This is a genomic window from Pectobacterium parvum, assembly GCF_020971565.1.
Classification (GTDB): domain Bacteria; phylum Pseudomonadota; class Gammaproteobacteria; order Enterobacterales; family Enterobacteriaceae; genus Pectobacterium; species Pectobacterium polare.
The window spans coordinates 1,737,650-1,764,638 of the sequence record NZ_CP087392.1 but is presented as its reverse complement, the minus strand read 5'-3'; the positions used below and the strand labels follow the sequence as shown (position 1 = coordinate 1,764,638).

General features: G+C 48.9%; 20 protein-coding genes. 8 read left to right on the top strand and 12 right to left on the bottom strand.

Translation table 11 applies throughout. The features are described 5' to 3' along the window. Positions 1-30 precede the first annotated feature (30 nt). The 7 genes from fdhE to hutW all read right to left on the bottom strand — a co-directional run bounded on the left by fdhE (position 31) and on the right by hutW (position 6,797). Positions 31-960 (bottom strand): formate dehydrogenase accessory protein FdhE, encoded by a 930-nt coding sequence (gene fdhE / locus LOZ86_RS07895; protein ID WP_039484091.1) that lies wholly within the window; start codon positions 958-960, stop codon positions 31-33. A 237-nt stretch (positions 961-1,197) separates the two neighbouring features. Beyond that, positions 1,198-2,649 carry an aminotransferase-like domain-containing protein gene (locus LOZ86_RS07890; protein WP_039484087.1) on the bottom strand — a complete coding sequence of 484 codons (1,452 nt, stop codon included), beginning with the start codon at positions 2,647-2,649 and terminating at the stop codon, positions 1,198-1,200. 108 nt (positions 2,650-2,757) lie between these two features. Then, positions 2,758-3,480, bottom strand: coding sequence for a glutamine amidotransferase (locus LOZ86_RS07885; RefSeq protein ID WP_230243041.1), 723 nt, complete (start codon positions 3,478-3,480; stop codon positions 2,758-2,760). Positions 3,481-3,705: 225 nt separating this feature from the next. After that, positions 3,706-4,182 (bottom strand): YlaC family protein, encoded by a 477-nt coding sequence (locus LOZ86_RS07880; RefSeq protein WP_039484084.1) that lies wholly within the window; start codon positions 4,180-4,182, stop codon positions 3,706-3,708. A gap of 160 nt (positions 4,183-4,342) precedes the next feature. After that, the gene (locus LOZ86_RS07875; RefSeq protein ID WP_039484082.1) at positions 4,343-4,972 is read right to left on the bottom strand and encodes an NAD(P)H-binding protein; all 630 of its coding nucleotides are present in this window, start codon (positions 4,970-4,972) and stop codon (positions 4,343-4,345) included. After that, positions 4,969-5,469: a heme utilization cystosolic carrier protein HutX gene (gene hutX / locus LOZ86_RS07870; RefSeq protein WP_010295337.1), complete on the bottom strand. Its 501-nt coding sequence runs from the start codon at positions 5,467-5,469 to the stop codon at positions 4,969-4,971. Before hutX ends, LOZ86_RS07875 begins: the two co-directional genes overlap by 4 nt. A gap of 14 nt (positions 5,470-5,483) precedes the next feature. Continuing rightward, positions 5,484-6,797 carry a heme anaerobic degradation radical SAM methyltransferase ChuW/HutW gene (hutW, locus tag LOZ86_RS07865; RefSeq protein ID WP_039484080.1) on the bottom strand — a complete coding sequence of 438 codons (1,314 nt, stop codon included), beginning with the start codon at positions 6,795-6,797 and terminating at the stop codon, positions 5,484-5,486. Between the two features lie 307 nt (positions 6,798-7,104). Between hutW and LOZ86_RS07860 the strand changes: the two genes are divergently transcribed. The 3 genes from LOZ86_RS07860 (at position 7,105) to LOZ86_RS07850 (ending at position 8,640) form a co-directional block, all read left to right on the top strand. Then, positions 7,105-7,413, top strand: coding sequence for a Rha family transcriptional regulator (locus tag LOZ86_RS07860; RefSeq protein WP_116162621.1), 309 nt, complete (start codon positions 7,105-7,107; stop codon positions 7,411-7,413). A gap of 205 nt (positions 7,414-7,618) precedes the next feature. Continuing rightward, a complete protein-coding gene (locus LOZ86_RS07855; RefSeq protein ID WP_116162623.1) occupies positions 7,619-8,188 on the top strand; it encodes a hypothetical protein in 570 nt (189 codons plus the stop codon). Positions 8,189-8,307: 119 nt separating this feature from the next. Continuing rightward, positions 8,308-8,640, top strand: a complete 333-nt coding sequence (locus tag LOZ86_RS07850) for a hypothetical protein (protein WP_103862156.1) — start codon at positions 8,308-8,310, stop codon at positions 8,638-8,640. Between the two features lie 238 nt (positions 8,641-8,878). Here LOZ86_RS07850 and LOZ86_RS07845 read toward each other — a convergent pair whose 3' ends face one another. After that, positions 8,879-10,471, bottom strand: a complete 1,593-nt coding sequence (locus LOZ86_RS07845; protein ID WP_072012377.1) for an ABC-F family ATPase — start codon at positions 10,469-10,471, stop codon at positions 8,879-8,881. A gap of 234 nt (positions 10,472-10,705) precedes the next feature. On the opposite strand from LOZ86_RS07845, the gene LOZ86_RS07840 reads away from it, so the two are divergent. After that, on the top strand, positions 10,706-10,864 hold the full coding sequence (locus tag LOZ86_RS07840) for a hypothetical protein (protein WP_230243040.1): 159 nt from the start codon (positions 10,706-10,708) through the stop codon (positions 10,862-10,864). Between the two features lie 651 nt (positions 10,865-11,515). Here LOZ86_RS07840 and LOZ86_RS07835 read toward each other — a convergent pair. Then, positions 11,516-16,774 (bottom strand): inverse autotransporter beta domain-containing protein, encoded by a 5,259-nt coding sequence (locus LOZ86_RS07835; RefSeq protein ID WP_052012064.1) that lies wholly within the window; start codon positions 16,772-16,774, stop codon positions 11,516-11,518. Between the two features lie 1,532 nt (positions 16,775-18,306). On the opposite strand from LOZ86_RS07835, the gene LOZ86_RS07830 reads away from it, so the two are divergent. From LOZ86_RS07830 to treC, 4 genes are all read left to right on the top strand, one after another. Further along, positions 18,307-19,203 carry a PhzF family phenazine biosynthesis protein gene (locus tag LOZ86_RS07830; protein ID WP_039484074.1) on the top strand — a complete coding sequence of 299 codons (897 nt, stop codon included), beginning with the start codon at positions 18,307-18,309 and terminating at the stop codon, positions 19,201-19,203. Between the two features lie 13 nt (positions 19,204-19,216). Beyond that, positions 19,217-19,360 (top strand): hypothetical protein, encoded by a 144-nt coding sequence (locus tag LOZ86_RS21525; RefSeq protein ID WP_224651332.1) that lies wholly within the window; start codon positions 19,217-19,219, stop codon positions 19,358-19,360. Between the two features lie 826 nt (positions 19,361-20,186). Further along, on the top strand, positions 20,187-21,605 hold the full coding sequence (gene treB, locus LOZ86_RS07820) for a PTS trehalose transporter subunit IIBC (RefSeq protein ID WP_039484072.1): 1,419 nt from the start codon (positions 20,187-20,189) through the stop codon (positions 21,603-21,605). Positions 21,606-21,681: 76 nt separating this feature from the next. Next, a complete protein-coding gene (treC, locus tag LOZ86_RS07815; protein ID WP_039484186.1) occupies positions 21,682-23,370 on the top strand; it encodes an alpha,alpha-phosphotrehalase in 1,689 nt (562 codons plus the stop codon). Between the two features lie 70 nt (positions 23,371-23,440). Here treC and LOZ86_RS07810 read toward each other — a convergent pair whose 3' ends face one another. The 3 genes from LOZ86_RS07810 to LOZ86_RS07800 are packed head-to-tail and all read right to left on the bottom strand — an operon-like array spanning position 23,441 to position 26,983. Then, complete coding sequence (locus LOZ86_RS07810; protein WP_080728057.1) at positions 23,441-24,694, bottom strand: MFS transporter; 1,254 nt, start codon at positions 24,692-24,694, stop codon at positions 23,441-23,443. Next, entirely contained in the window at positions 24,585-25,799 is a 1,215-nt protein-coding gene (locus LOZ86_RS07805; protein WP_052012063.1) for an ATP-grasp domain-containing protein, read from the bottom strand. Before LOZ86_RS07805 ends, LOZ86_RS07810 begins: the two co-directional genes overlap by 110 nt. Beyond that, on the bottom strand, positions 25,796-26,983 hold the full coding sequence (locus LOZ86_RS07800; RefSeq protein WP_225969832.1) for an ATP-grasp domain-containing protein: 1,188 nt from the start codon (positions 26,981-26,983) through the stop codon (positions 25,796-25,798). Before LOZ86_RS07800 ends, LOZ86_RS07805 begins: the two co-directional genes overlap by 4 nt. Between the last annotated feature and the right edge of the window lie 6 nt (positions 26,984-26,989).

Genomic DNA, 26,989 nt, shown 5'->3' with positions numbered 1-26,989 from the left:
AGCCCAAACGTGCTTCACCGGTTAGGCTGGCTATTCGATCGAACTTTCCGGGAACAGGAAGGGATTAATGCTACTGCGAGAAAAACCTTCTTCCTCCATTTTCACATCCAGCACCAGCGATGCCAAATCGTCGGCGACGGCTTCTACACGGTGATCTTTTTCCTGATACAACAGTTTCAGATACGTGCCACAGTGACCACAGCTTTCCGCTTTGATAGCGGAATTTTCGCTATCCAGCGACCAGTAATTCAGCTCGCTCGACTCTTCACAGTTGCTGCATTTCACCCGCACCATGTGCCATTCGCTCTCGCACAGATTACAGTGCAGATAACGCAGCCCGCTGGACGTACCCAACTGCACTACGCCCGATACCGGAATACTGCCGCACACGGGGCAGAACTGGCGATGTTCGCCGGGTACGGCACGCGCTTTACCGGGCAGTTGGCTTGCCATCTGCGCCCAAAACAGCGATAGCGCCGCCCAGATGAACGGGGCTTTATCATTGCTCTCGGCACGAAATTCATGTTGCAGCAGTGCAGTTGCCTGTTCTTCCAACTCCTGCTCTGAGGCTTTTTCCAGATTCTCCAACGTGGATAACACCTGTCCGCTGGCATCCGGTTTTAATTCTTCGAGCAGCGCACGCAGCAGTGTGTGCCAATGCGCATCACGCGGGAACACCGCGATATCGAGCGGCGGACGTTCACCGGACTGTTTCAGCACGTCACTCAGGTCAAGCTTCAACGGATGATCGTGCAATACCTTCTGCTGGGCTTCCACCACGCCTGCGGCGAAGGTGAGATAATCCCCCAGCGGGTGCTCTTCAGCTAACTGACGCAGACGCTCCGCGCGGCTGCTGTACAGGCTTTTCAGATTAGCAAAAAGCAGCGGAGGGATATTCCCTTCCGGCATCGATTTTTCGTTCTGTTCTAACTGTTCCTGAGGAACAATGCGAATACTCATCAGGGTGGTTTTTCCTGTTGTTTACGTTGTCTATCCGATAGATTTCGGGGTGCAGGAAGGCCGCCAGCGCGGTCCGAAAGATAGCAGGTATAGCTCACCTTTAGCCGGGGATTATACGCATCGTGCCTATCGACTTCCTGATTTCCGGCAAGGTTATGGCTGTTTTTCGCCATCCATTCCGTCACCTTCCGCCATGACGGGAACAGTAGCAGAAAAGCGGCAAACATCTCCACACCTCTAAAGAGGTGATCGAGTCAAACGCTCTCCTATCTGCGCCCGAATCAGCGATGCCAATACGATTACGCTTTGTTCGCAGCGTTCGTCCCATTCATAGGATGCGTTGAAGCGGAAGTAGCGATCGTATTTGTCGCCAGTAGTGAACATTTTCCCCGGCGCAATGCTGACACCCTGCTCCAGCGCGCGCCAGTATAGCTCCGTGCTGCTGACGCCTTCAGGCAATTCCAGCCAGAGGAAATAACCACCTTGAGAATGATTAATGCGAACGTCGCCGGGAAAGTGTCGGCGTAGCGACTGTAATGCCGCGTGTTTACGCTGTTCCAGCGCCCGTCGCAGGCGGCGCAGGTGGCTGTCATAGCTGCTGGTCGCCAGATAATCTGCAATCGCCAGCTGCATCGGTGCGCTAGTTGATAATGTACTCATCAGCTGTAAACGCTGAATGCTGCCCGCATAGCTCCCTGCCGCCACCCAGCCAATGCGGAACCCCGCCACCAGATTTTTAGAAAACGAGGAACAGTGCAGAATCGTCCCTTTTTTATCCAACGCCTTCGCGGGAAGCGGACGTTGCAGGCCGGTGTAAAGCTCGCTGTAGACGTCATCTTCTACCAGCCCGACACCGTGTTTTTCCAGCATCGCCACCAGCCGCTGTTTCTTCTCCCAGGACAGCGTGCAGCCGAGCGGGTTATGAAAATTGGTCATCAACCAGCAGGCTTTGATCGGATAGTCGTTCAGCGCCTGCTGCAACGCATCAAGATCGATGCCCTGCTGTGGATCGGTCACAATCGCAATCGCTTTGAGTTTAAGGCGTTCGATCGCCTGTAGCGCGCCGTAAAAAGCAGGAGACTCGATCACCACATAATCGCCCGGCTCCGTCAGCGCCTGAAGGCTGAGATTAAGGGATTCCATCGCACCCGCCGTAATCACAATCTCATCGGGCGAGACGGCAATCCCCTGCAACGCATAGCGCTGGGCGATGTTCTTCCTCAGGCTCTCATTACCCGGCGGCAAATTATCCAGCGCGCTCTGTGGCTGCATATGACGCGCCACCGAGGCCAGCGAGCGCGTCAGCTGACGCTGTGGGAAGAGCTGCGGATCGGGAAACGCCGATCCGAACGGCATCACCGCCGGATCTTTACTGGCCTGAAGCACATCAAAAATGAACGCATTGACGTCCACGTCTTCGGTCAACTGAACGCGCTCCTGCCCCACGGGCGAATGCAGGCTGTCTGCCGATAATGCGGACAGCTGCGGTGCCGCGTAATAACCCGACTGCGGACGCGACACAATCAGCCCCTGACTTTCCAGCAGCTGATACGCGTGCAGCACAGTCATCAGGCTCATGCCCGAGTGCAGTGATTTTTCCCGCAGCGAGGGCAGTTTGTCGCCCGGCTGCCAGATCCCTTCCTGAAGCTGCTCACGGATTTGGTGAGCGAGCTGTTCAAACTTTGCCATAGCGCTACGGTTTCGGTGGATGAGTCTGTCATGATTTTTGGCTCGATCACCACCGATGGGTGGCGATCGAGAAGGACGCTTTATCGACAATAATGCGTTGTTCGAGGGCTATTTCGCCGCGTAGCGTTGTACAAAATCCAGCAGGATCTTGCGCGCCCAGACGGGTTCCTGCGGAATATCCATCATCCGATCGACATCCCACCCACCCTGTCGCAGGGCCGTTTCATTATGACGCAGGCACGTCAGCATGATGTCCGCGCTGAATTCCGGATGAAATTGTACGGTCAATACTTTATCGCTGTAGCGGATAATCTGGCAGCCATCCATCTCTGAACTCGCCAGAACCTGCGCGCCCGCTGGCGGTTCCAGCACGGATTGCTGATGCGTCAGATAAGCGCCAAACTGCTGCGGATAATCACGCAGTAAGGTGTCTTGCGCAGCGGCTTCATGGGTTGTCACAACCTGAACGCCGACTTCCTTGCCGTTCGGGTTATCCCCCACTTTGCCGCCCAGCGCATCGGCGAGCAGCTGGTGCCCATAGCACACGCCCAGCAGAGGAATATCCGCATAATACGCTTCACGCAGCCAGCCAGCGGTGTATTCGCTCCAGTCCAGCCGATCCGTGACCATCGACCACGAGCCGGAAATAACCACCGCCGCCAGCGTATCAAACGGCGGTAGCGGCTCCCCAAGATCGGGACGAACCACCTGCACCGGCTGCGTCTTACCCTGTACCGCATCGGTAAACCACTTCCCCTGCTGCCCCACCTGAGACGCGATGCCTTCCGGCGGTTGGCCCAACTGAATCACCAGCAATACCTTTTCGCTCATCGTCCTGTTCTGCCCGTATTTGAAAAACCATCAACCTGAGAAACCATCGGTCTGAAAAACCACAAGAATGCGGCGCTCGCTGCTTATAACGAACGTAGCATTATGACTACATGAAAACCAGTATCTCGACGAAAACCAACCACCATGAAAATCTGCACATAGAAAAAGCCATGCGCATTATTTGGTCATCGTGAAATGGGGCGGTTTGAGGGCAGAAAGAGCCTGCTAACGGGAAGGCTGTTGGTGGTAGGCCAGCGCGAAGACGTCGTAGAAATCAACGTCACCTTTCGTGCGTCGAATTTTCTCTATCCCCGCTTTCACGGCTGACGGCACCTGCTCGTTGTGTAACAGCTTATCCTGCGTGTCCTGCGACACGTGGCGGACAGTAAACCACTCGCCGTTATAGCAAACGCGGAGATCCAGGGTATCAATGTCTTCAAAGCGATAGGTCGGGTTGATATCCACAGAGAGGGCCAGCGTCATCACCAGCAGGAAAACGGTAAAGCCGAGCAGGTAGGGCAAACCAAAATAAGGGGCATAAAAAAGGATGATCGCGACTGGCACGTAGCTCACCAGCATCGCGGCAAACAGATAGGGGTGAGACTGCATGAATTTGCGGCTAAAACGTATTTTATTGTCGCGTTTTTCTTCCCGATTAATACGTTCTATCTCTTCGGTCAGAAGGCGTTTTACTTCATCCATTGTCATCACCATCGTGCTTGAGGAATACAACACTGCTTGCATCGATTAGAACATAGCCACATGAGAGATAACAGATACAGTTTTCGACAGATTGACTATAACAGTTTGACTGATGCCGGGATGAATTTTCCCGGCAACATTGACGACAAAGTAACGAATGTTACGGAATGGCGGGCATCGTGAGATCGGGATCGATCAGATTGTAGATGTGATTGCCAAAAACGGGTTGCTGCAACAGCTGATCAACCGCCAGCGCGACATCCCAGCGTGACACCAATCCCAGCGTAGCAGCACCCTGCGTCAGTTTTGCATTGTGCGTCGCGACCACGTCCAGCAGACCGCCGGGACGAACGATACAGTGATCCAACGTACTGCTTTGCAACCAGCTTTCTGCCAGTGATTTCTCACGTACCGCGAAGCCAAACGCGGCTCTGGCGCGTGGCGACAACAGCGGCCAGCTATCGCCGCAGCCCAGTGATGTCACCAGCAGCATACGCTTGATACCAGCCTGCTCTGCGCCATCGATCACCGTGCGATGGCCCTGATAATTTACCGTGCCGCCGCCCATTGTCGATACCACAATGGCAGAAGGCCCCGCCACACGACAGGCTTCCGCTACTGTTTCCGGGTCGCAGGCATCGCCTTCCACGACCGTCATTCCCTGCTCACGCCAGTGTTTGGCCTGTTCAGGATTACGCAAGACGAGTACGACCGCCTGCTCGCACTCAATGGCGCGCTGTAATAAGCAGGCGCCGACCCCATTGCCCGCGCCGAAAAGTAACCACGTCATACCTGCTCCGGTTGTAATTCACTCGCCAGCGCGCGGAACGCCTCAACCTGAGCGCTCAGCAGCTGACGGTGGCTGTCTCGTCCAAGGAAAATTTTAAACATCGCTGCACCGCTGGCATTAAAGAACACCACGGACGCGGTGTCCATCCCCATGAACTTGCGCTCAATAAATGCAATGTGCTGACAGCTCGTTGCACGGATATGCCCGCTCAGGCCATTTTTGCCGCGCAGGTTAAAGTAACCGTGACGGTGCGTACCGGTTGGCAGCTCGCTCTTGAATTCCAGAATCGCGTCTGCCGTGTGGCTGATGAGCGTCACTTCACCCCAGGTCGCAATCGTATCCCAGACCTGATCGAAACGATCGCCCGTTGCCAGCGTACGCTGAGCCGCAGGCAAGGCCTCAACGACAGCAAACAGCGAGGTATTATACTTTCCGGCAATCTCTTCCAGTGTGCCATCAGGGTTGGTTGCCAGTAATTCATTCAGTGTCATGGTCATCGTTGCGTCTCCGGTTAGTGCGCATGCTCTTCGGCATTAAGCTGGGGGATAATTTGTTGTAATGCCTGCATCAGGTTATTCGCCCAGAAGCGGCCATCATTGGTCAGGCGCAGGCAGGTGGAATCGTCACAGGTCAACCCGGCCTGGTGCCACTGGCTGAGTAACGGCTGAAGTTCACGGGCATGTCGAGTCAGTTGAGGCAGCTTGATACGACCAACCTCAATTCCCGCCTGAAGCTGATGCTGCCACGGCCCGGTAGGACTGGCTGGCGTCATCATCATGATCGGTTTTTGCCCCTGATCGATCTGCTGGTAGTAGCGCTCCAGGCTGCGTTCCATCATGTAGGCTTGCCCGTTTATATTGCCGCCCGCACCACTTCCCATTGCCAGACAGTCCGCGCCCTGTTTAATCAGCAGGTTGTACAAGTTGCGTTCACGCGTGGTGCGTGCCCAGTGACTGTTGCTAAGCTGGTGCCAGCCAGCATCGGCCAGAAATGCCGCGCCAGTCCGGTAAAAATCACGACGGGCCACCACATCAGGCAGCGCGACACGCTGGTTTTCGGCCGCTTTCGCCAGCGGCGTGGTCGGTAACAGATTAAGCGCATACAGATCGACGCCGTCTAACGGTAAATCACTGACAATCGCCAGATCTTCGCGCCAGATTTCCGGCGTTTGCTCCGGCAGGCCGAACATCAGATCGCACACTACGGCGGCTCTGTCTCGCTCGCACAGGCGCTCAAGGAAGCGAATTGACTGCTGCTTATCTGACGTACGCGCCATACGCTGACGAATACGGGTATCGAACGTCTGAATCCCAATGGAGAAACGGTTCGCTCCCGCATCCAGACAGGCATCGATTCGCTCATCGTCAAAATCCATCGCCCGCCCTTCCACCGTGATTTCACAGTCTGGTGCCAGCGGCAGAGAGGTACGGATCGCGCGAATGATCTGTAACAGTTCATCGGCCGCCAGCGCCGTTGGCGTACCACCGCCAAAATACACCGCATGAATCGGCGCAGACTGATGCAGCGGGCTGTCCGCTTCCATCGCCAATTCCTGAAGCAGATAGCGGGTATAGGTCGCCGTGCTGTCATCACGCAGTTTGTTTTGATAAAAACCGCAGAACGTGCAGTGCGTGGCGCAGAAAGGAATGTGCAGGTAGAGCAGGCGCTTACGCGCCGGCACTGTTTGTTGCTTCAGCGCCTGCCAACCGGCCGGAATTTGTTCTGGTGAAAGCGGCACATGGTTGCGCCAAGGCATTGCCATACGTCGGGCGCCAAAAGGCTGCTCACCGGGCTCGGCATAATACGGCGTAAAATCGATGTTCATTAACAGCCCCCAAATAATCAATAAAATAAATTAAATGATAATTATTTTTATTTGGCAACGTGACGGAGGCGTAAATAAACAGGCGGAATGTGAGTGCGACAAAATGACGCAGTGGATTAACAAATCGTTTTCTTTTGTGCAAACTGAAAATCATGCCGAAAAAACGTATCGCTATTTTATTTCAGAGGGTTACGATGTATCCCTCTTTGTTTTTTTAACAAGTACGAAAAAAAAACAGCGTTTATTAAAGTTCGTTAATTTGAGAGATTAATAGGCAAAATTTTTCGGCAAGCGGCACGACAACGTTATCCGAGCGATTAAACGGTTAGAGGTTGATTGTCCTCCTGAATTCAACCACCTCAATTTTGAGGAGGTTGAATATATTGATAAAAAAGGAGAAATGCGCCGTATGTACAGCATGACAAAAGACGGCTTCATGCTGGTAGTTATGGGATTCACGGGTAAAGCAGCCATGCAAAGCAAAATAACCTACATTCAGGCTTTCAACTGGATGGCTGGACAGTTACAGAACCGCCAACTAATGGGCGAAGAGGCAATGCACCAATTAGCGACAGAGGATACCAGATCGAAGCTGAAAGGCACTATCGGCAGCTGATTGATGAATGAGCGGAAGAAAAAAATACCACTATTGCGACTGGAAGAAGGTAGATGTAGAAAAGCTACCAAGAACATGGAAAAGGTTGAGAAGTGATTAAGTTACGCTATCGATTGATTGCCTTCCTGAAATCCTGATACTTGATCAGTTGTGTTGCTATGTCTCTGTGCTAACCTGTGAGAAAATGTTACCAATGGGGATAGGGATGAAGAAGATAGCGATTGCGACTTTGTTAGTTTTGCTTTCAGGTTGCGATAGAAAATCCGAAGCGCCATTTGGTGTTGAGTGGAATGATAGATCTAGAAGCGTGTCCTCATTGGGGCTTCCGACATTCAATAAAATACCATTAAGAGGTGATTGGGTAATTCTATATGTAACAACACCGCCGAAAGAATCTTTTAATATAGAAGGTGCATATAACTTTTTATATAAAAACGATAGACTTAAGAGAATAACCTTTAATACATACGATCTTACTGGCCTCGACAGTATTGATAAAAGTAAGCACATTTATAATGAGCTGAAGAAAATACTCACTGAAAGATACGGAACGCCAAAAGAAGTTAACGAACATGTATACAATGACGATTTTTCCTTTTTCCCTTGCGTAACAAACACCAACTGTGGCAAGTGGGAGTCGGTTTTTTCGCACGAGAATTATACTGGAAAACTATATATAGGAATGGGTGAGAGCAAAAGCGGATATTCTGACAGGCGCGTTTCAGGTCGAGTTCATGTTGAGTTCAGTCTTAACGGAGATAGCTTATCGCCTTGACGCTACAGCTACAAATTAGCCTGCATCCCCCCTCATCCAACCCGCTTCGGCGGGTTTCTTGCTTCCCATTGCCCACTGTTCCGTCTACGATTAACTAATATTTACCAATGGGGATAGCGATGAAGAAGATAGCGATTGCAGCGTTATTGCTGGCTTCTGGTGGGGTGAGTGCTAAAAATTATGTGATTACCATTCCAACAGACTCTAAAGCGCAGTACACAATTCTCGAAAAGGGTTCGCAAGGTGGAATGAAAACCATCGTTACAAAACGCGTAGGGCCATCGGGAACCTCTTATTCTAAACGCATTTACGATTGCAAGAATTCCACGGTTAAATACCTTGGAGATGGTGAAACACTCGAACAAATGAAGGCATCATCGCCAGACCCGCGTATGAGTGGGATAGTCTATGAATCAATAGCATATTACTTAGGCGTCGAGGCGTGTAAATAATGATGGATGATATAAACGCACTGGCTGAATAGGTGGCTCTAAGGCATACTTGTGCCGCCTGAAGCATGAAACAGATTCCGATATTGTCACCGTTAACGGAGTATCAAAACACGTCCCCCTTGAACAATTAACCCTCGGGCTGCTGGCGTGGTTCACTACAATTCGAAGACATTGCCAGATAGTGAACCGCTGAAAGATCCGCTTTCCCAAACAACTGTTTAGGAAAGCGGCTAATGGATTACTGAATACCCTGACTACGCAGGTAATCTTCATAGTTGCCGGTGAAATCGATCACTTTATTTGGCGTAATTTCCAGAATACGGGTCGCCAATGAGCTGACAAATTCACGGTCATGAGAGACGAACAGCAGCGTCCCTTCATACATTTCCAGCGCCATATTCAGCGATTCAATGGATTCCATATCAAGGTGGTTGGTTGGTTCATCCATCACCAGAATATTCGGACGCTGCATCATCAGCTTACCGAACAGCATGCGGCCTTTTTCACCACCGGATAACACCTTCACTTTCTTCTTGATATCATCCTGGCTGAACAGCAAACGACCGAGAATGCTACGCACGGCTTGCTCGTCGTCTTTTTCCTGTTTCCACTGGCTCATCCAGTCAAAAACGGTCAGCGTCTCATCGAATTCGTATTCGTGATCCTGCGCGTAGTAGCCAATTTTTGAGTTTTCAGACCATTTTACCGTACCGCTATCCGGCTCGACATCACCGACCAGCGTTTTCAGCAATGTCGATTTACCGATACCGTTGGCACCCAGAATTGCGACTTTCTCACCCACTTCGATCATCAGACCCAGCTTGCTAAACAGCGGGCCATTATCAAAACCTTTGCTCAACGCTTCAACTTCCAGCGCATTACGGAACAATTTCTTATCCTGATCAAAACGGATAAACGGGTTTTGACGGCTGGACGCTTTCACTTCATCTAGCTGGATTTTATCAATCTGACGTGCGCGTGATGTCGCCTGCTTGGATTTAGAGGCGTTGGCGCTAAAGCGGCTGACGAACGATTGCAGTTCGGAAATCTGCGCTTTCTTTTTGGCGTTATCGGACAACAAACGCTCACGAGCCTGCGTCGCTGCCGTCATGTATTCATCATAGTTGCCGGGATAAATACGCAGCTCGCCGTAGTCCAGATCCGCCATGTGCGTACAAACCATGTTCAGGAAGTGACGGTCATGCGAGATGATGATCATGGTGCTGTTACGCTCGTTCAGCACCTGCTCCAGCCAGCGGATCGTATCGATATCCAGGTTGTTGGTCGGTTCGTCAAGCAGCAGGATATCAGGATCGGCAAACAGCGCCTGCGCCAACAGGACACGCAGTTTCCAACCGGGAGCAATCTCACTCATCAAGCCATAGTGCTGCTCAACGGGAATCCCCACGCCCAGCAACAGTTCGCCCGCGCGTGATTCTGCGCTGTAACCATCCATCTCACCGTATTGCACTTCTAGATCGGCAACTTTATAGCCGTCGGCTTCGCTCATTTCAGCCAATGAATAGATACGGTCGCGCTCTTCTTTTACCGCCCACAGCTCGCCGTGGCCCATGATAACGGTATCCAGCACGCTGTATTTTTCAAAAGCGAACTGATCCTGACGCAGTTTACCCAGACGTTCATTAGGATCGAGGGAGACGTTACCGCCGCTCGGCACTAGATCGCCACCGAGAATCTTCATAAATGTAGATTTACCGCAGCCATTTGCGCCAATCAAACCGTAACGGTTGCCGCCGCCAAATTTAACGGAAATGTTTTCAAACAACGGCTTGCTGCCGAACTGCATGGTGATATTGTTACTTAATAGCAAAGGATTTACTCTTCTCTTGTAGAAACGTGATTTTAGACACATTATGCCACAACGAAACAACGGGATCGCCTACAGTTGTGTTCATTTTTCAAGCAAACGTCATGAAATGGCTGATAGCCTGCAAAGACAGACTGAAATGGCAGAAGTATACACAATCAAGAATAGACTATAATTTTCTAACAAGAGCTTAGCATCAGCACCTTGCATTAAGGTAAACGAGCTTCGCTATTTAACATGCTGGCTCCTATTGAAGAAAGTCAGATTGACACATTGACGTCTCAGTATCAGTATCAGTATCAGTATCAGTATCAGTATCAGTATCAGTATCAGTATCAGTATCAGTATCAGTATCAGTATCAGTATCAGTATCAGTGCAACGCTAGAAAACAGTAAAAAAACTCTACATAAAGACGTGTAAGTAGTTAGTCTTTCGGGTAGCTTGTTATTGAAAAAACAGCCTGAATGATTTGAAAAATGTTACTCGCATAACTGTATGCAACTGATTTATTAGCATCTCTCATTATCAAGTCATTTGAAAAATTTCACTCCAGACAATAAAAAACTTAAATTTGTGAACGATTCAATTGGTATAAATAATTATTGATTGAATATCTTAAAGATAATTAAAGAATTTTTTAGTTAATGCCCCACATCATTAAAATATGAATTACTGATAAAAATAATATTTTTTATATTCCATTCGGAGTTGTTAAAAAACAACCATAGAATAACAAAATAGCCCCCCCCCCCGAGCTCTTCAACAATGCAGTTTAAATATCATAAATTGATAATTTTTATCTAAAAAAAATCCATAGAGAATCACAGAAAAATAAAAACCTTATACTCCGCATATAAACCATATTAAGCATAACGATAACATCAACCTAGGGAGGCGAAACTGTAGAGTTTTCCTGCCAGAGTCGGAGAGTTAAACTCTTGATAAATTTACACGAAAAATAACCCTCCCAATACCTGGGAGGGTTTTTGCTTGAATATTATTGATTACCTCGTAGATTTTTCAAAATAACTCAAATCCATCAGAAATCAAAAATCATTTATTCTATCTACATACATTCCATCTCCGTTCCCTCCCCACCCATAACCCAATCCCGAATATTCGTAAGTCTTCCCATTATAACCAACGATAATGTCAATGTTATATCTCCCTGTATGGTCTCTCCAGCAATTCTGTGCGATTCGAGTAGTTCCAAAATTGATATTTTGATTTGTTACTACCGTAGTATAACTATTTGGGAAATATTCTTTCGAGAAAGACGAACCATTCTGGGATGCATTAACACGAGCTCTCACTGACATTGGAGAAATTAGCGTTTTACCACCAAAACTGACTCTTTCCCCAGTGACGACTGCATTATTCCAGTGATCTCGACCAAAGGCGGATGATTGGCATGCATTATCTTCTCCCTGAGAGGTCATTGTTTTGACTTGCGATCGAACGGTGAATGTCGTCCATATCTGCCTTGGTTCAAGGTTCCTAACGATAACCTCTGAAGACGACTTATTCGTTTCAAGCTTCCCGAACCCTTTAGCAATCAGTGCCACATGTACCTTTTTATCCCATAATGAAGAATTTGGGTTCACCGTCGTGGTTTTACTCCCCGATGGAGACAGTTCGGTCTGTCTGGCGAGTTCATTTCCATTATTATCCAGAATATAAACGGTCACACTCTCAGGCTTACTGAATTCATCAGAGACATCAGCACTCCATGTAACAGAAAGCGAATCATCGGTAAAGACGGGCGTCCATGTGCCTGAGCTACCTTTGCTTCCTTTACTTATGTAAGAGACATCACCCAGACTAATGGATGGCTTCGTATACACCATGACATCGTAGTAGCCAGAGCTGGCATTATAATAGTCATTAGCAAGTACTGTTAACGTCAGTCGGGTTTGCCCTTTGCCAACATTCCCCTCAATGGTTCCTGAACCGGATACGCTAACCACGTTTGTATTGCTGGACATCCATTTAATGCTGGCTTGCGGAGTCAGCGACGTAACCGGACTCTGTAGAGTGAAAGCTTCTTCGTCTGTGGTTTTCACAGTAGTCGTATTGAAACTCACATCTGCTGTCGCTTTGTTCAGAACGTATGTGACATCTGCTGAAGCGGCAAGGAACTGATCCGTTTCCGGCGTACTGACAGTGACGGTCGCGGCACCTGGTTTTACTGCGGTCAGCTTGCCGACGTTATCCACAGTGACAATAGCTGTATTTTTAGTCGTGTATACGGCCGTCAGCCCATCCAGTACATCGCTGTTGGTGTAGTTGGCGGTAATGTTTTGTTCCTTGCCATCAGCCCATATGGCAGTAATGGGATTACCTGTTCCGGCTTTCAGTCCTGGGGCGGCTCTGGATACACTCAAGGTGTATGATGCCATTGACTGGTTGTATTGCTCATTCCCCGGCGTATAGATAGAAATCCTGGCCGAACCTGCTTTCAGAAGCGTAACTCTCCCGTTCCCGTCAACAGTGGCGACACGACTGTCTGAACTCGACCATTTCTGTTCCACACCTTCAGGCATACCCCTAACGACCTGCGAGGCAGTGAAACTTCTCGTCCAGGTCACAGGTTGCTCCGCATTATCAAACCTTAAATCAGGTGTGATGGCTCCCACAGTAACGGTAACTGAATTCCCCACCTTTTTACCGTCAACCTTAGCACTGAGAATAACCTTCCCTTTGGTTGTCGAGGTCCCAGTCGCCACATAGCGTCCGTTTTGCTGATCCTGGACAGCACTGAGCTTAAAGCCTGCCAGGGAATCAGCACCCTCTATTGTCAATATTTTACCCGTAACTGGGTTGCCATAGCTGTCTTCCAAGCTAGCTGTCAGCGTTACGCTATCCTTACCGTCGGAGCCTATGTTGGTTTTATCCGCACCAAAGGTAGAGTTTTTAATCTCCCCCGCTACAACAGTGACACCGTCTGCTTGGGCATAATTATCCGCATCAAGATATGCTGTCATCTGAAGCAGCCCAGCGGTATTACTTCTCACCGTTGTGATCGCTACGCCCTTTTCATTCGTACGTGACGTTGGTTCATAGCTTTCCGCCTGGCCGCTAAGCTGCCAAGAAACCACCACATTATTCAGTAAATTCCCTTGTGCATCAGTAACCGTAGCATGGTATGTGGCTCCTTTCCTATCACCCGCTATCAGACTGGCTGTATTTGACACGATAGAGGATAGTTTCCAGCGATCGTTATCTCCTTTCACTGTCAGAATCCGGCTCATGTTCAACGTTTGGCCATCTACCTTAACTGACAGCGTGGCAGTGCCTGCCTTGTCGCTGCTCACCACCATGGTATAGCGGCCTCGTGTATTGCTGTTTTGCTGACTTTCACCAACATTCACATCGCTGTTGTCGCTGATGCCGCTGACCGTTTTTCCAGTGAGCAGGTTGCCTTTACTATCACGTAACGTCAGCCTAAGTGTTGCTGTCTCTTTCCCGGCAACAATGACCGACGGAGAGAGTGCCAGCTCTGAGCGGTTTTCATCCACATCACCTGCGCTGAATATAAACGGAGAGGCTGATACCGACGATGCGTTCGTAAATGCAGTCACCACCACGTCACTGTATGCACGGGTACTGGTCACGGCCACTTCAGCAATCCCCTCCTTAGAGGTCAGCGTCTGGGCATGATTAAAGGCTACAATGCTGCTGTTCTTATCGGATTTCCAATCCACTGGGATACCGGAAAGAAGGTTGCCGTTGAGGTCTTTAATCAGCGCCCTGAATGTCACAGCTGTTACCCCATCAGCAACACCAGAGGTCGCATCCGTACTGACGGAACTCACGATGGCAGTCGCATTGTTACCGATGAACGTAGTGTCTTTTGTGGTGGTCAAGTTATTGATGCTAGCCAGCACGCGTGAGGGGCCGGCAATGGTACTGACAAGTGTGGTGGTAACAACTCCCTGCGCATCTGTTTTTACTATTTTCTCAGCGAGCGTAGCACCGTTATCGGTACTAAATGTGACCAGCACATCAGGGACGGCGTTACCCTTTGCATCGGTAACCTTGGCTACCACGTTTTTTGGTGTCTTACCGTCAGCCAGAGAGACCTCTGGAAGAATGCTTAAATTATTCTGTTCTACCCTCATGGTGTTCTGGTCAGGATGAAAAGTAAGCGTCAGCGTCTTTTCATCTCTGCCGTGAATACTGGCTGTAACCGTTGTGTCACCAGCCTGTTGTGATGTAATCGGAACAATGACGGTACCATCAGCTTCAGTGATGACTGATTCCGCAACAGTGGCCCCCTTGTCTGCTTTCAGTCTGATAGACTGGCCAGATACGGAGTTATTATGGGCGTCAATAACCGTTACTCGGAAACGGTTATTGGATTTACCGTCAGCAATGGCGCCGTCCTCAATGACATCCAGCGTATCAACCTGTGCGGTAGCATTATCTGCAGTCAGAATCACATCGGCTGACGCAAATTGTATGTTCCGAGCCGACGGTATCAACGTGAATGATTCAGGCACAGTGCCTGCTGTTACTGTCATCTCATATTCACCCGCAACAAGTCGGGTGAATGCAGATACAGTGGCATTGATGTTACCGCGCAGCTTAGATGTACTCACAACGCTGATTTCATTTTCAGCAATATCAACTGGGCGCCCTTCTTTATCATTCACCTTCAACACAAATTTCTGTTGTGAAACACCATTAGCAGGCTGTGAAGCTGACGAAGGTGAGAGTGAACTAGTACTTATATCAAGCGCAGCCTGTGTGGCTGTGACTTGAGTGTCAGCTCGGTCGGAAATGTTCCCTTTTTTGTCGACTGCTACACCACTCACCGTATAGCTGTTGCCTCCCTCTCTGACAGAACTATATTCCGGCACAACCACATACCAATCGCTGCCGTCCTGCACGATGTTACCTCCTGAGGCAATGAGAGACGGAGCTGACCAGTCGATACGTTCCATACCGTACTTGCTAGTTACTGATACGCCGAGTGGTTTCTGCTCACCAGCGTAACCCGTCACCAGATCGGCCGTCCTCAGGAGGATCACATCTTTTTTCTTGCGGTATTCCAGAACGATATTGTTGTTACGCTCCACTAGGTCATATCGACTACCAACCAAGCTGCGCATGATCGCCACCGAGTCTGGATTGACCTGCTGCTGCCAAGGTACGCCTAGCTGGTAATTCATGTCCATACTGAAACGCGTGTCGCTTTTACCTGACTGCCCCTGACGCTGTTCTGCACCAAACGTCAGTAGAGGAACCGGAGTGTAATTTACGCCAGCCGTGATAGCATGCGGGTTCCTCTGTCGGCTATCCTGACCGAAGAGACTCACCTCATCCCCGTAGTATTGCTCATACATCAGCTTGCCACCCAGCTGTGGCAGAGAAGGCACCCAAGCCTGCATCCTGACATCCCAGCCGTTTGCCGGACGCTCCTCATAGTCTCTCAGCTCCGGTGACGTTTTCCAGCCTGTCAGGCGGTAATAGATATTGGCACCCAGTTTAAGAAAATTACGCCAATATTCCCCTCCTAGCCCCAAGCGGGAATGGTCTCGAGAAAGATCATAGTCGAGAAAGGTATTTACACCGAGCATCCAATCATCGGCAAACCAACGATATCCCCCACCCAAATTTGACTGGGTCCGTCCATCAGTCCGGTGAATACTACCCTGGCTGAAGACAAGGCTGTCCTTTTGTTCGAACAAAGGGACAAGCAAGTCCAGTTGTGAGTTTTTCAGGGAGAAATTTTTATCCATCTCCAGTTGTACTCGTGCGGTTCCGAAACGACCAAGCCACTGTTGAATTTCATCGCTGGCAGCCCTTGAGACTATGCCTTGTGCCATTGATGCAATAGCATCACTGCCCGCACCGTTTGCCAGTGTTCCCCCCGCCTGTGCAGCATAGCCAGCTACTTTATGAGCATGCGTATCATTACCCTGCTCTTCTGTCACCGACGCATCATCCCACCGAACTTCAGGCAACGGAGCAACAGGAACCTCCAGCTCATCACCCTGTTGCAGATGATCAAAACCCTGGGAAAAAGTACGAAACTGGTTCAGCTTGCGCAGTGCATCCAGAGTCATATGGTACTTCTTTGCAATGGTAGAAACCGTTTCCCCTTCACCCAAGGTGTATACCCGAGTCTGCAGCGCAATCTGTTCCTGATTCTGCAGGAAGCGGTCATCACCTCCTGCCACAGCAGTCGCTGGGGTAAATGCCGCTACGATCGGAAAAGAAACCTGGATACCGATATTCATCCAAGCAAGCAATTTAAGATGAAGAGGTACGAAATGGGTGTGTTTAAATCTGTCCTTCACAAAAAAACTCCTAGAAAGGCCGACAGGTTATAATCGGCCAGATCTTAACGTAATTAATAATAAGTAAGGTCTTTAATAAATCGAGAACCCGAGTCGGAAAAAATTAAATTTTTTAGATACTCTTCTCCCGTGTATATATAGATAGCGGCGTACTTCAATCCATAATTAAGGATAATGTTTATAACAGAAATCCCATTGACCATAAGCTACGGAGTTATAAACTAATCTGAACTAAGAATGGATTACTTTGAATGCATTCTAGTCATTAATTACTTCTATATTGAAAAGTTGTTACACCTTTATAATGAATAGAATTCCCATTCGAAAGATGCACTTCAACAAGAACTTCATACAGCATTGATTCATTAAATAATTGATAAACAGAAATTATTACACCCCACCAACCTATTTAGCTCTAACACCAATAACAGACTACCATATCCCTTCAGATACAAGTCATCACATTAAAGAGAATGGTATGCTTCCACTTCCAAAAAAACACTATCTCACGAAGAGTTAAAAAAAGATTGAAATAAAAACCCATCAACACATTTCTTACACCCTAAATAAAATCTTGACACTTATTAAATTCCGATTAAGCAAAAGTATACACAAAAAAATATTATGGTCAAAATGGCAGAGATAAAAATCATGATAGATTTAAGCTAGTTAAAACCCTACCCCTCCGTTAAATACACTCAATCGATTTAATAACATGTTGATTTACAGGTAATAATTACTAAAAACAACAAAGGGTGAATCTTATTAATCATTTATCCATAAATATACAAGCGAATAAAAGTAGCGTTTTTTGACAAAATCATTAGGAGCCAGTGGATAGTAACATTAGCTATAGTTGTTAATAACTTGTTAGATGATTTTCTACGGATCATCGAGCAATATTATGTTTCGGATCTTAACTGAATCACCGCAAGTAGCTTTGATATTGATTTCACAGAAAAATATAAGATCAGTCTGAATTTAGAAAACTATTGATTGCTGGGGTATCCTATACCGCTGAAGGAGAAACTAAAAAATCGTTTGAGGATGAAGCGTTTATAGTATTTATTACAGGGAAAATGAGCAAACATTTATAATACTTAACTCCTCACAGTCAATAAAGTAAAAATATAAAATGGCCGAGTGGAAATTAATAATTAAACCGATACGAATAAGGCATAGGGGAAATAGTGAATAACTGGAGGAGTAACTATTTTTCAGCTCTACATACTTTCAGTACAAGTAGATAATAAAATCAAAATTCAACAAAAGAAGACGAAGAAATTCAATTCGTTGATAAAATGGCTATGGTATATAAGTGTATTTATACTGTATCTATAATTAATAGACACAGACAAGGATAAAGAAAATTATTATATATGAAACCGCATAGCGATATTGTTAGTACTTAACACAGCACTTATACTCGAGTCGGAATGTGATTTGGCGCGCATTATGCCACAAGCGCGCGATAGGAGCGCGGTTAGTTTTGAGTAATATTTAAGCGATAGCGCATACAGGAGAAAAATGCGATGCCTATAGTACGTCGTTTCAAACAGGTCGACGTTTTCACCCAGCAGTCTTTCAAGGGCAATCCGCTTGCCGTCATTATGGAGGCGAAGGGATTAACCGATGTGCAAATGCAGGAGATCGCTCGCTGGACAAACCTGTCAGAAACCACGTTTGTCCTGCCAGCCACCGATCCTTTAGCGGATTACCATGTTCGTATTTTTACGCCAGAATCGGAAATTCCGTTTGCCGGACACCCTACGCTAGGCACCGCACATGCCCTGCTTGAAGAAGGATTGCGCCCTAAGTCTCCGGGCCAACTGGTGCAACAATGTGGTATTGGTCTCGTGTCGATCAACATCGGTGATGATGAGAGCCTCGCTTTTCACGCCCCGCAAGCCACCCTCGTTCCGTTTGGTGATGAGCACATGCCACTGCTGGAAAAAACGCTGGGTATTACCGGCGTTGATAGTCCCTGTATCGATAAACGCTACCCGCCCACGGCCGTACAAATGGGCATTCGTTGGCTTGTGATTCGCGTAGACAGCGCAGACACCTGTCTGAACATCACACCGGATGCAGAAGCACTCTCAGCCGTACAAAATCTCAGCCAGACCAGCGGCATCGCTGTCTATGGCCCGCACGATGGCGCAACGCCTGTCGACTATGAGATTCGTGCTTTCTACATCGAACGCGGCCATCTCAAGGAAGATCCGGTTACCGGCAGCGCCAATGCATGCCTGGCGGTATTGCTTCGTCAGCAGCATGCTATCAATAACGTCACCGCGCCACTCAGCTACCGTGCGCGACAGGGCACCATGCTGCAACGTGATGGCCGCATTACCGTGACTTACCTGAACGATGAACCGTGGATCGGCGGACACAGCGTCACAATCGTTGATGGAACGTTACAGCGGTAAAGGGAGCGATTTTATGGAAGCGACAGTTGTCGATACGTCATTTATAGATGCACTATATGAATTGCGTCACGAGCCCCATCTACGCCTTCCTATCCAGGAAGAGAGCGACACCAATGCGCTCTTTACCCTGATTCAGCAGGAAAAAGCACGCTTATAGCGTACTTTACCTCAACCGCCAACATGCGTAGCAACGCTGTCGCTCAACGGCTTGGCTTCCGTTTTCACCACACGGAGAAAGACGCCGAGCAGTGGTTCGATCACAATATTTATCACTATCCCGCCTGATATTACCTCGCATGCCTTCCATCACCTGATGCGCTGACCTTCCGGTTGCGCATCAGGTTCTTTCGCTCCACGACACATTTCCTTTTCCATATCGTTATATTTTTGTGACTGATATCACAAAAATGTTGAAATCCGATCTCATCTTCGCTACCATTAAAAATGTGATTAACATCACACTTAACTAACCCGTTAGAGGAGTCTGATAATGAAAACCTTTCGCAAAATCAGCAAATTCTTTAAAAGAATGGGAGATGTTTATGTCAGTTACTGTGAACGTATTGGGTCAATCATCAGCCCGTTCTGATTGTGATATAAACAATCTCTAAAGCCGCCTCCTACAGGCGGCTTTTGTTTTTCGGCCTCTCTCTCACTCTGTTCATCCCCCTTTCCTTTTTGTCTACCCATACGTCGCAGATTTGTGCAGCACACCGCATGCCTGAACATTCTCTTTTAAAAACAGCTCAATGCGTTTTCCTTTCACGGCAAAACCACCGTTAACAGACTATGCTTTCCTCTAGCTGTACTTGCTTCGCGTCCCCGACGTCTGCGCTAAAAGATATACCCTAAATAATTCGAGTTGCGTGAAGGCGGCAACCGAGCGAATCCCCAAGAGCTTACACAGGTAAGTGACTGGGGTGAGTAAGGACAGCCAACGCACAAGCAGCTTGAAGTATGACGGGTATAAAAAGGACATGACTATGAGTAAAGTTAAACAACAGGATATTGACCGTCTGATCGAACTGGTCGGCGGGCGTGAGAACATCGCGGCGGTCACACACTGCATTACTCGTCTCCGCTTCGTCTTGCACGACTCATCCAAAGCCCATCCCAAGAACATTGAAGAGCTGCGTATTGTTAAAGGGTGTTTTACCAACGCCGGACAATTTCAGGTCGTGATCGGCACCAACGTGGATGAGTATTACAAAGCGCTGCTCGCCACCACGGGAAAAGGCGAGATGAATAAAGAAGAAGCCAAAGTCGCCGCTCGCCAGAACATGAGTTGGTTTGAACGCAGCATTTCACATTTTGCCGAGATCTTTTTTCCGCTGCTTCCCGCGCTCATCAGCGGGGGCTTGATCCTCGGGGCACGTAACGTGATTGGCGATATCCCGATGCGCGACGGGCAAACGCTGGTTCAGCTCTATCCAACCTGGCAAACCATCTACGATTTCCTCTGGCTGTTGGGTGAAGCCATCTTCTTCTATCTTCCTGTTGCGGTCTGCTGGTCAACCGTACGCAAAATGGGCGGCACGCCCATCCTCGGCATCGTGCTGGGCATCACGCTAGTATCGCCGCAGCTAATGAACGCCTACCTCATCGGCCAGCAAACGCCTGAAGTGTGGAATTTCGGCTGGTTCACGATTGAGAAGATAGGTTATCAGGCACAGGTCATTCCGTCCGTTCTGGCCGGGATGGCGCTGGCGATAATCGAGACACGGCTGAAAAAAATCGTGCCGGATTACCTCTATCTGGTGGTCGTGCCCGTAACCTCACTCATTCTGGCCGTGTTCCTGACACATACCTTAATTGGTCCGTTTGGTCGTATGATTGGTGACGGCGTCGCCTGGGCCGTTAAGGCAGTAATGACAGGCAGCTTCGCCCCCGTTGGTGCAGCGCTGTTTGGGTTCCTGTATGCACCGCTGGTCATCACAGGCGTGCACCAAACGACGCTAGCGATTGATATGCAGATGATTCAAAGTATGGGCGGCACGCCAGTTTGGCCGCTTATCGCGCTGTCCAACATTGCGCAGGCGGCTGCCGTTGTCGGGGTGATTCTCGTCAGCCGAAAAACTAACGAACGTGAAATTTCTGTTCCCGCGGCGATTTCCGCTTTTCTTGGCGTGACCGAACCGGCCATGTACGGTATCAACCTGAAATACCGTTTTCCGATGCTGTGCGCCATGATCGGTTCCGCCGCCGCCGCGCTGATTTGCGGCCTATATGGCGTAACGGCAAATGGCATCGGCGTAGGTGGGCTACCGGGCATTCTCTCCATCAAGCCACAGTTTTGGGGGATCTTCGCTATCGCCACGCTGGTTGCCACCGTTATTCCGATTGTGCTGACGTCGCTGGTCTATAAGCGCAAAATCCGTAATGGCACACTCGACCCTGCATAGCAGTGACATATCATTATTATCTCAACTCAGGCCGTGTAAACACGGCCCACTGTAATAAAGGAGCGACCTCATGACGATGAACGCCTCGCTTCCTTGGTGGCAAAACGGCGTGATTTATCAAATCTATCCGAAGAGCTTTCAGGACAGTACCGGAAGTGGCATTGGCGACATCGCTGGCGTCACCGCCCGATTCGATTACCTGCAACAACTGGGCGTCGATGCGATCTGGCTGACGCCGGTTTATCTTTCTCCTCAGGTTGATAACGGCTATGACGTCGCCGACTACTGCGCCATCGATCCGACCTATGGCACGATGGCCGATATGGAAACGTTGATCGCGCAAGCGCATCAGCGCCGTATCCGTGTCGTGATGGACATGGTGTTCAACCACACCTCGACGCAGCATCACTGGTTCCTGAACGCGCAGGATCGCCGTAGTCCGTACCGTCATTTTTATATCTGGCGCGATGGTAATGACGGTGCGCTACCCAATAACTGGCGTTCAAAATTTGGTGGGCCAGCATGGCAGTGGCACGTGGAAAGCAAACAGTATTATCTGCACCTTTTTGCTACAGAACAGGCCGATCTGAATTGGGAACACCCACGCGTACGGGATGAATTAAAACAGGTGTGTGAATTTTGGGCGGATAAAGGCGTCGACGGGCTGCGGCTGGACGTCATCAATCTGGTCTCCAAGCAGCAGGATTTCCCGTCTGATGCTCAGCAAGGCGATGGACGCCGTTTCTATACCGATGGTCCCCTAATTCATGATTACCTGCAGGAATTCAGTCAGGATGTTTTTCAGCCCCGCGGCTTGATGACCGTCGGTGAGATGTCATCTACCTCGCTGGAGCACTGCCGCCGCTACGCCGCGCTGGACGGCAGCGAACTCTCCATGACGTTCAATTTCCATCATCTGAAAGTCGATTACCCCAATGGGGAAAAATGGACGCTGGCGGAACCTGATTTTATCCAGCTCAAACAGATTTTTAATCACTGGCAGCAGGGGATGCACAATCACGCCTGGAATGCGTTGTTCTGGTGTAATCACGATCAGCCGCGCATCGTGTCACGCTTTGGTGACGAAGGCGAATTCCGTGTGCAGTCCGCCAAGATGCTGGCGATGGTGCTTCACGGTATGCAGGGCACGCCCTATATCTATCAGGGCGAGGAACTGGGTATGACCAATCCCGGCTATACACAGATTGAACAATACCACGATATTGAAAGCCTGAATCAATTTGCTGAACAACGCGATCGCGGCCAGCCAGATACACAAACCTTAGCAATCCTCGCCAGCAAGTCGCGTGATAACGGCCGTACTCCGATGCAATGGGATGCCAGCAAGCATGCTGGATTTACGAGTGGTACACCGTGGATTGCGCTATGTCAGAATTTCACCCACATCAACGCGGAACAAGCGCTGGTGGATAAAGAATCTGTCTTCTACACCTACCAGCAGCTTATTGCTATGCGTAAAGCGCTTCCTCTCCTGACGCACGGCGACTATCAGGATCTGTTGCCAGACCATCCTACTGTCTGGTGCTATCAGCGCATCTGGGAAGGACAGCGGCTTCTGGTTCTGGCAAATCTCAGCAAACAGCCCCAACGCTGGCAACCTCCCATTGATACCCATGACCGCCGCTGGCGACTGTTACTCAGCAATTACCCTGACGCACAGCCTCAGCCCGCAATACTGGTGTTACGCCCGTTTGAAGCCATCTATTGGGTACAAGGCATGCCGGAGAAAGAAGGAAAGGTTTAGCTATAATAGCCCGAATTGAGCGCATAGGGTGCCCGATTCGGTGTTTAACCATGAAGTTAACGATCGTCACTCAAGATAAGCGGACGAAGTATTTATTCGTCATAAAATACAACGCGGTAAAAAGACTCAGCGCGGAGAAAAAAACGAATCCCCACGACGTATTACGCGTCAGCCACACACCGAGAAACCCGCCAATCCCTTCACCAAGCCCCATCGCAATCGAATTGACTGCCATCACGCTCACCAACATGCCTTTTTCCGTCATGCCAGACAATAAGGTCTGTAGCGTCGGAATTAATAGCAATTCGCCTAACGTCCATAGTGTCAGTGAGAGGTATAGATGTACTAACGTTTGTGAAAAATGCAGCCCCAGAGAACCGATGGCATGCATGAGTAGCGAAAAAAAAATAATCTGCCGATTAGAAATGTGATTCTGCATAAATATTCTTTGCAGTTTAGGTGCCAAAAACACCGACAAAATCGCATTAAAACTTAGCAAAAAACCGATGTCTTCCGTACGATTTAATAACTGCTGGGCATACAGTGGCAATGCGGAAAAAAGCTGAGAGTAGATCATCCAGCACAGCAGCGTTAAAAAGAAAAATTGCTGTAAGGCTTTATTTGCAATCTGGTATTTCAGCGACGTTAACCATGAGTTCTGCACTGGCAAAGGCGGCAGTTCATTCTTGAAATAAATCCACAGACTCAACGCATACATCACCATACTCGTACAGTAAAACGGCAGCACTGGAGAAAATTTACTGAACAATATGATGGAGACAAGAGGCGCAAGCATCGACGCCAAATTGGCAATGATTGAAAGCTGGACGAATAAAGTGGCACGTTTTCTCTCATCCTCTGTTGCACCTGCTATAGCGCGTAATAACAAACTATTTGACCCATAAGAGACGCCATAGCCCAATACTGCGACAAAAAGCAGAGGAACCAGATGGGTCACCGCCAGCAGTAAGCAACTGGTTCCCATCACTGCCGCCGCCAAGGCGGCAGATTTCTGCGGGGGCAACACATCAATAAAAGGGGAGATAATAAGCCGCGTCACCTTCGCGCCAACAGAAGCCGTCATGATAAGTAGTGCGGTAAGCGTAGATGACAGCGCCAGAGTATTGCTCAAGTAGAGAGCCAAGATGGCGAGAATCGCAAACCAACTGTACGAAAACAGGAAAGCATTCAGCGAATAGCTTGATACACGTTCTCTATACCATGTTAAAGACAACATGCGCCATGTTCTCCTTTGCCGTTGACAGGGCTTCCAATGTATCTGCCCCTGTTGCCACCACACATCCGATCCGGTGCGATGATTCATGACAAGGCACAATCCGATCGCCACGACTCACAGAGACTTCTGTCAAATAGAGATTGGCCGCCACATCATCAAGGCCGACTATCTCCCCAAGAACGCCCGGTGGCGCATCAAAATACTTCACGACGGCGGCACGATGGTATTGTACCGTCAAAGGCTTAACAGCCGAATGAACATATTGTTCGAATACAACGCGATATGTCTCAACACCAGAGCACAACTCCGTCAGCAGATGAATATAGTCTCCACCAGGACGATTATGAATTTCTCCCATCATTACGTCTGTGCCATTGATAAGCCAGCACTCGATATGAAAATGACCAAAGGTTAATCCCGTGGCTTTTAATGCTTGACTGGCATGATGCAGAATAGCCGCTCGCTGTACATCTGTTATGGGGGCAGGAAAGACATGCATATCTTCCACAAAGTATTCTCCGGCACGAAGGTGCTTTTCCGTCACGCCAAGATAGCAAGGCGATCCACCGCAGAAATAGCCTTCAATGCTGTACTCTTTTCCCGTGATGAACTGTTCCACAATAAAGCACGTCTGTTGATCGGGAGTAAGGGAAGCGAACGCCTGCTCTAACTGATGAAAGTCATGCCGTTCAATTCGGCGCACCCCCAAACTTCCTGCGGCGTCGAGTGGTTTGACTATCCAGCTATCCCCTTCTGAGCGCATGATGAAATCATGTGCCTCTTCAATAGACGCAAACACACCAGCAGCAGGCTGTGGCAACCCCGCCTCCTGAAGACGGCGCCGACACTGGTATTTGTTTCTTATCGTCGCAACGGCATCAGAGGGGCTCGTGGGCAAACGGAATCGTTCACATAGCAAGGAACAGGTCTGCACCGAATATTCTTCAAACGTATAGATCCCAATAAGAGTGTGTAAAGCAGAAAGCTGCTCGATGATGGGCAAACTCGCACCGTAAGTTTTATCCGGGATCGCATACTGTTCAATACCAAGTCTAAGCTTGCTGTTAAGCCTGTCCAGATTTTCACGCGTATCAACCAATATGGGATAGAGCCCGATAGATCGAGCTTGCTCAACGGCTCTGGGTCCCTGACGAAAAGATGCGCAACCAAAAAGAATGATCGTGTTATTCATACAATATTAAACCTGATCGTTTGTGCCGCCCATTCAAGAATCGATGCCAGTTGCTGACTATCTGGGTGGCTTGCAATCACCACGCCCAGACGATAGGCGTTAAAATCGTCGGGAGGTAATACAACGTGGTGGCCAGGAGGAAAATGCATATAGACGTGCTGAATAGCAGGATGGCGGAGTATTTCATCCAAATTTTCACACCCACTGTAGTTTCCTGCCTTTTCCGCAAAGAGATAGCGGACACCCACAGTATCGTGGATCGCGGGAAGCGGTTCGGGGGCAAGACCCTGACAGACGCGAAGATAATTGCTCAGATGCTTTTCACCCGAAGCAGACTGAAGTAGATGCGTCGATATATATCCCCCAGCAGGCCGTGCAGCACACTCAATAAAACGAAATCCATGACGGCTATACTTCCCTTCCAGATGAAACATGCTTGCGTTAATGTTCAGCGCAGTAATCAATCGCTCAGCACTTTTCAGGATTACCTGCTGATACGTTGCAGGCAGCGCTGAGGGGAAAATATGTCTGTTTTCAACGAACGTCTGCTGGTCAGATTGATAATCCGTAATACCGACAAACGTAATCGTATGATCATGTACATAGCCATCCACACTAAACTCGGGGCCATCAACATACTCCTCCATCAGGATGTCCCCCCCAAAACGAGAGAAGACCGCATCAAACTCAGCATTCGCAATATGAGCTAGCGCCGCCAGCGCTGCTTCTAGCTCATCCTCATGCTCTATTTTGAAGATACCTTTAGAACCCGATCCCGAAGATGGCTTAAGAATAACCGGATACCCTATACGCGCCGCTGACGCCACGGCAGAAGCCAGCGAGTCAACCTTATCCCACTGCGGAAGTAGATCCTGACATGCATCAAGTTTCCGTTTCATCGTTATTTTGTCTCGGCATCCTATGACAAAATCAGGTTTCATACCGGGTAAACCTAATGCTTCAGTCAATACACTTCGCAGCGGAACATCCGTTTCAGACCAACAGACTACGCCACAAAAACCATAGCGCTTATCCAACTCCATCACGCGGCCTTTAACCATCTCATCATCATTCAGGTCCAGCAAGACGGATTCCACACTCAGTTCCATAGCCCAATCGGGTAATTGCTTGCCAAGCAGCACAATATCCAGACCAGACTGTCGAGCCGCTTTCATTTCTGCCATACGTTC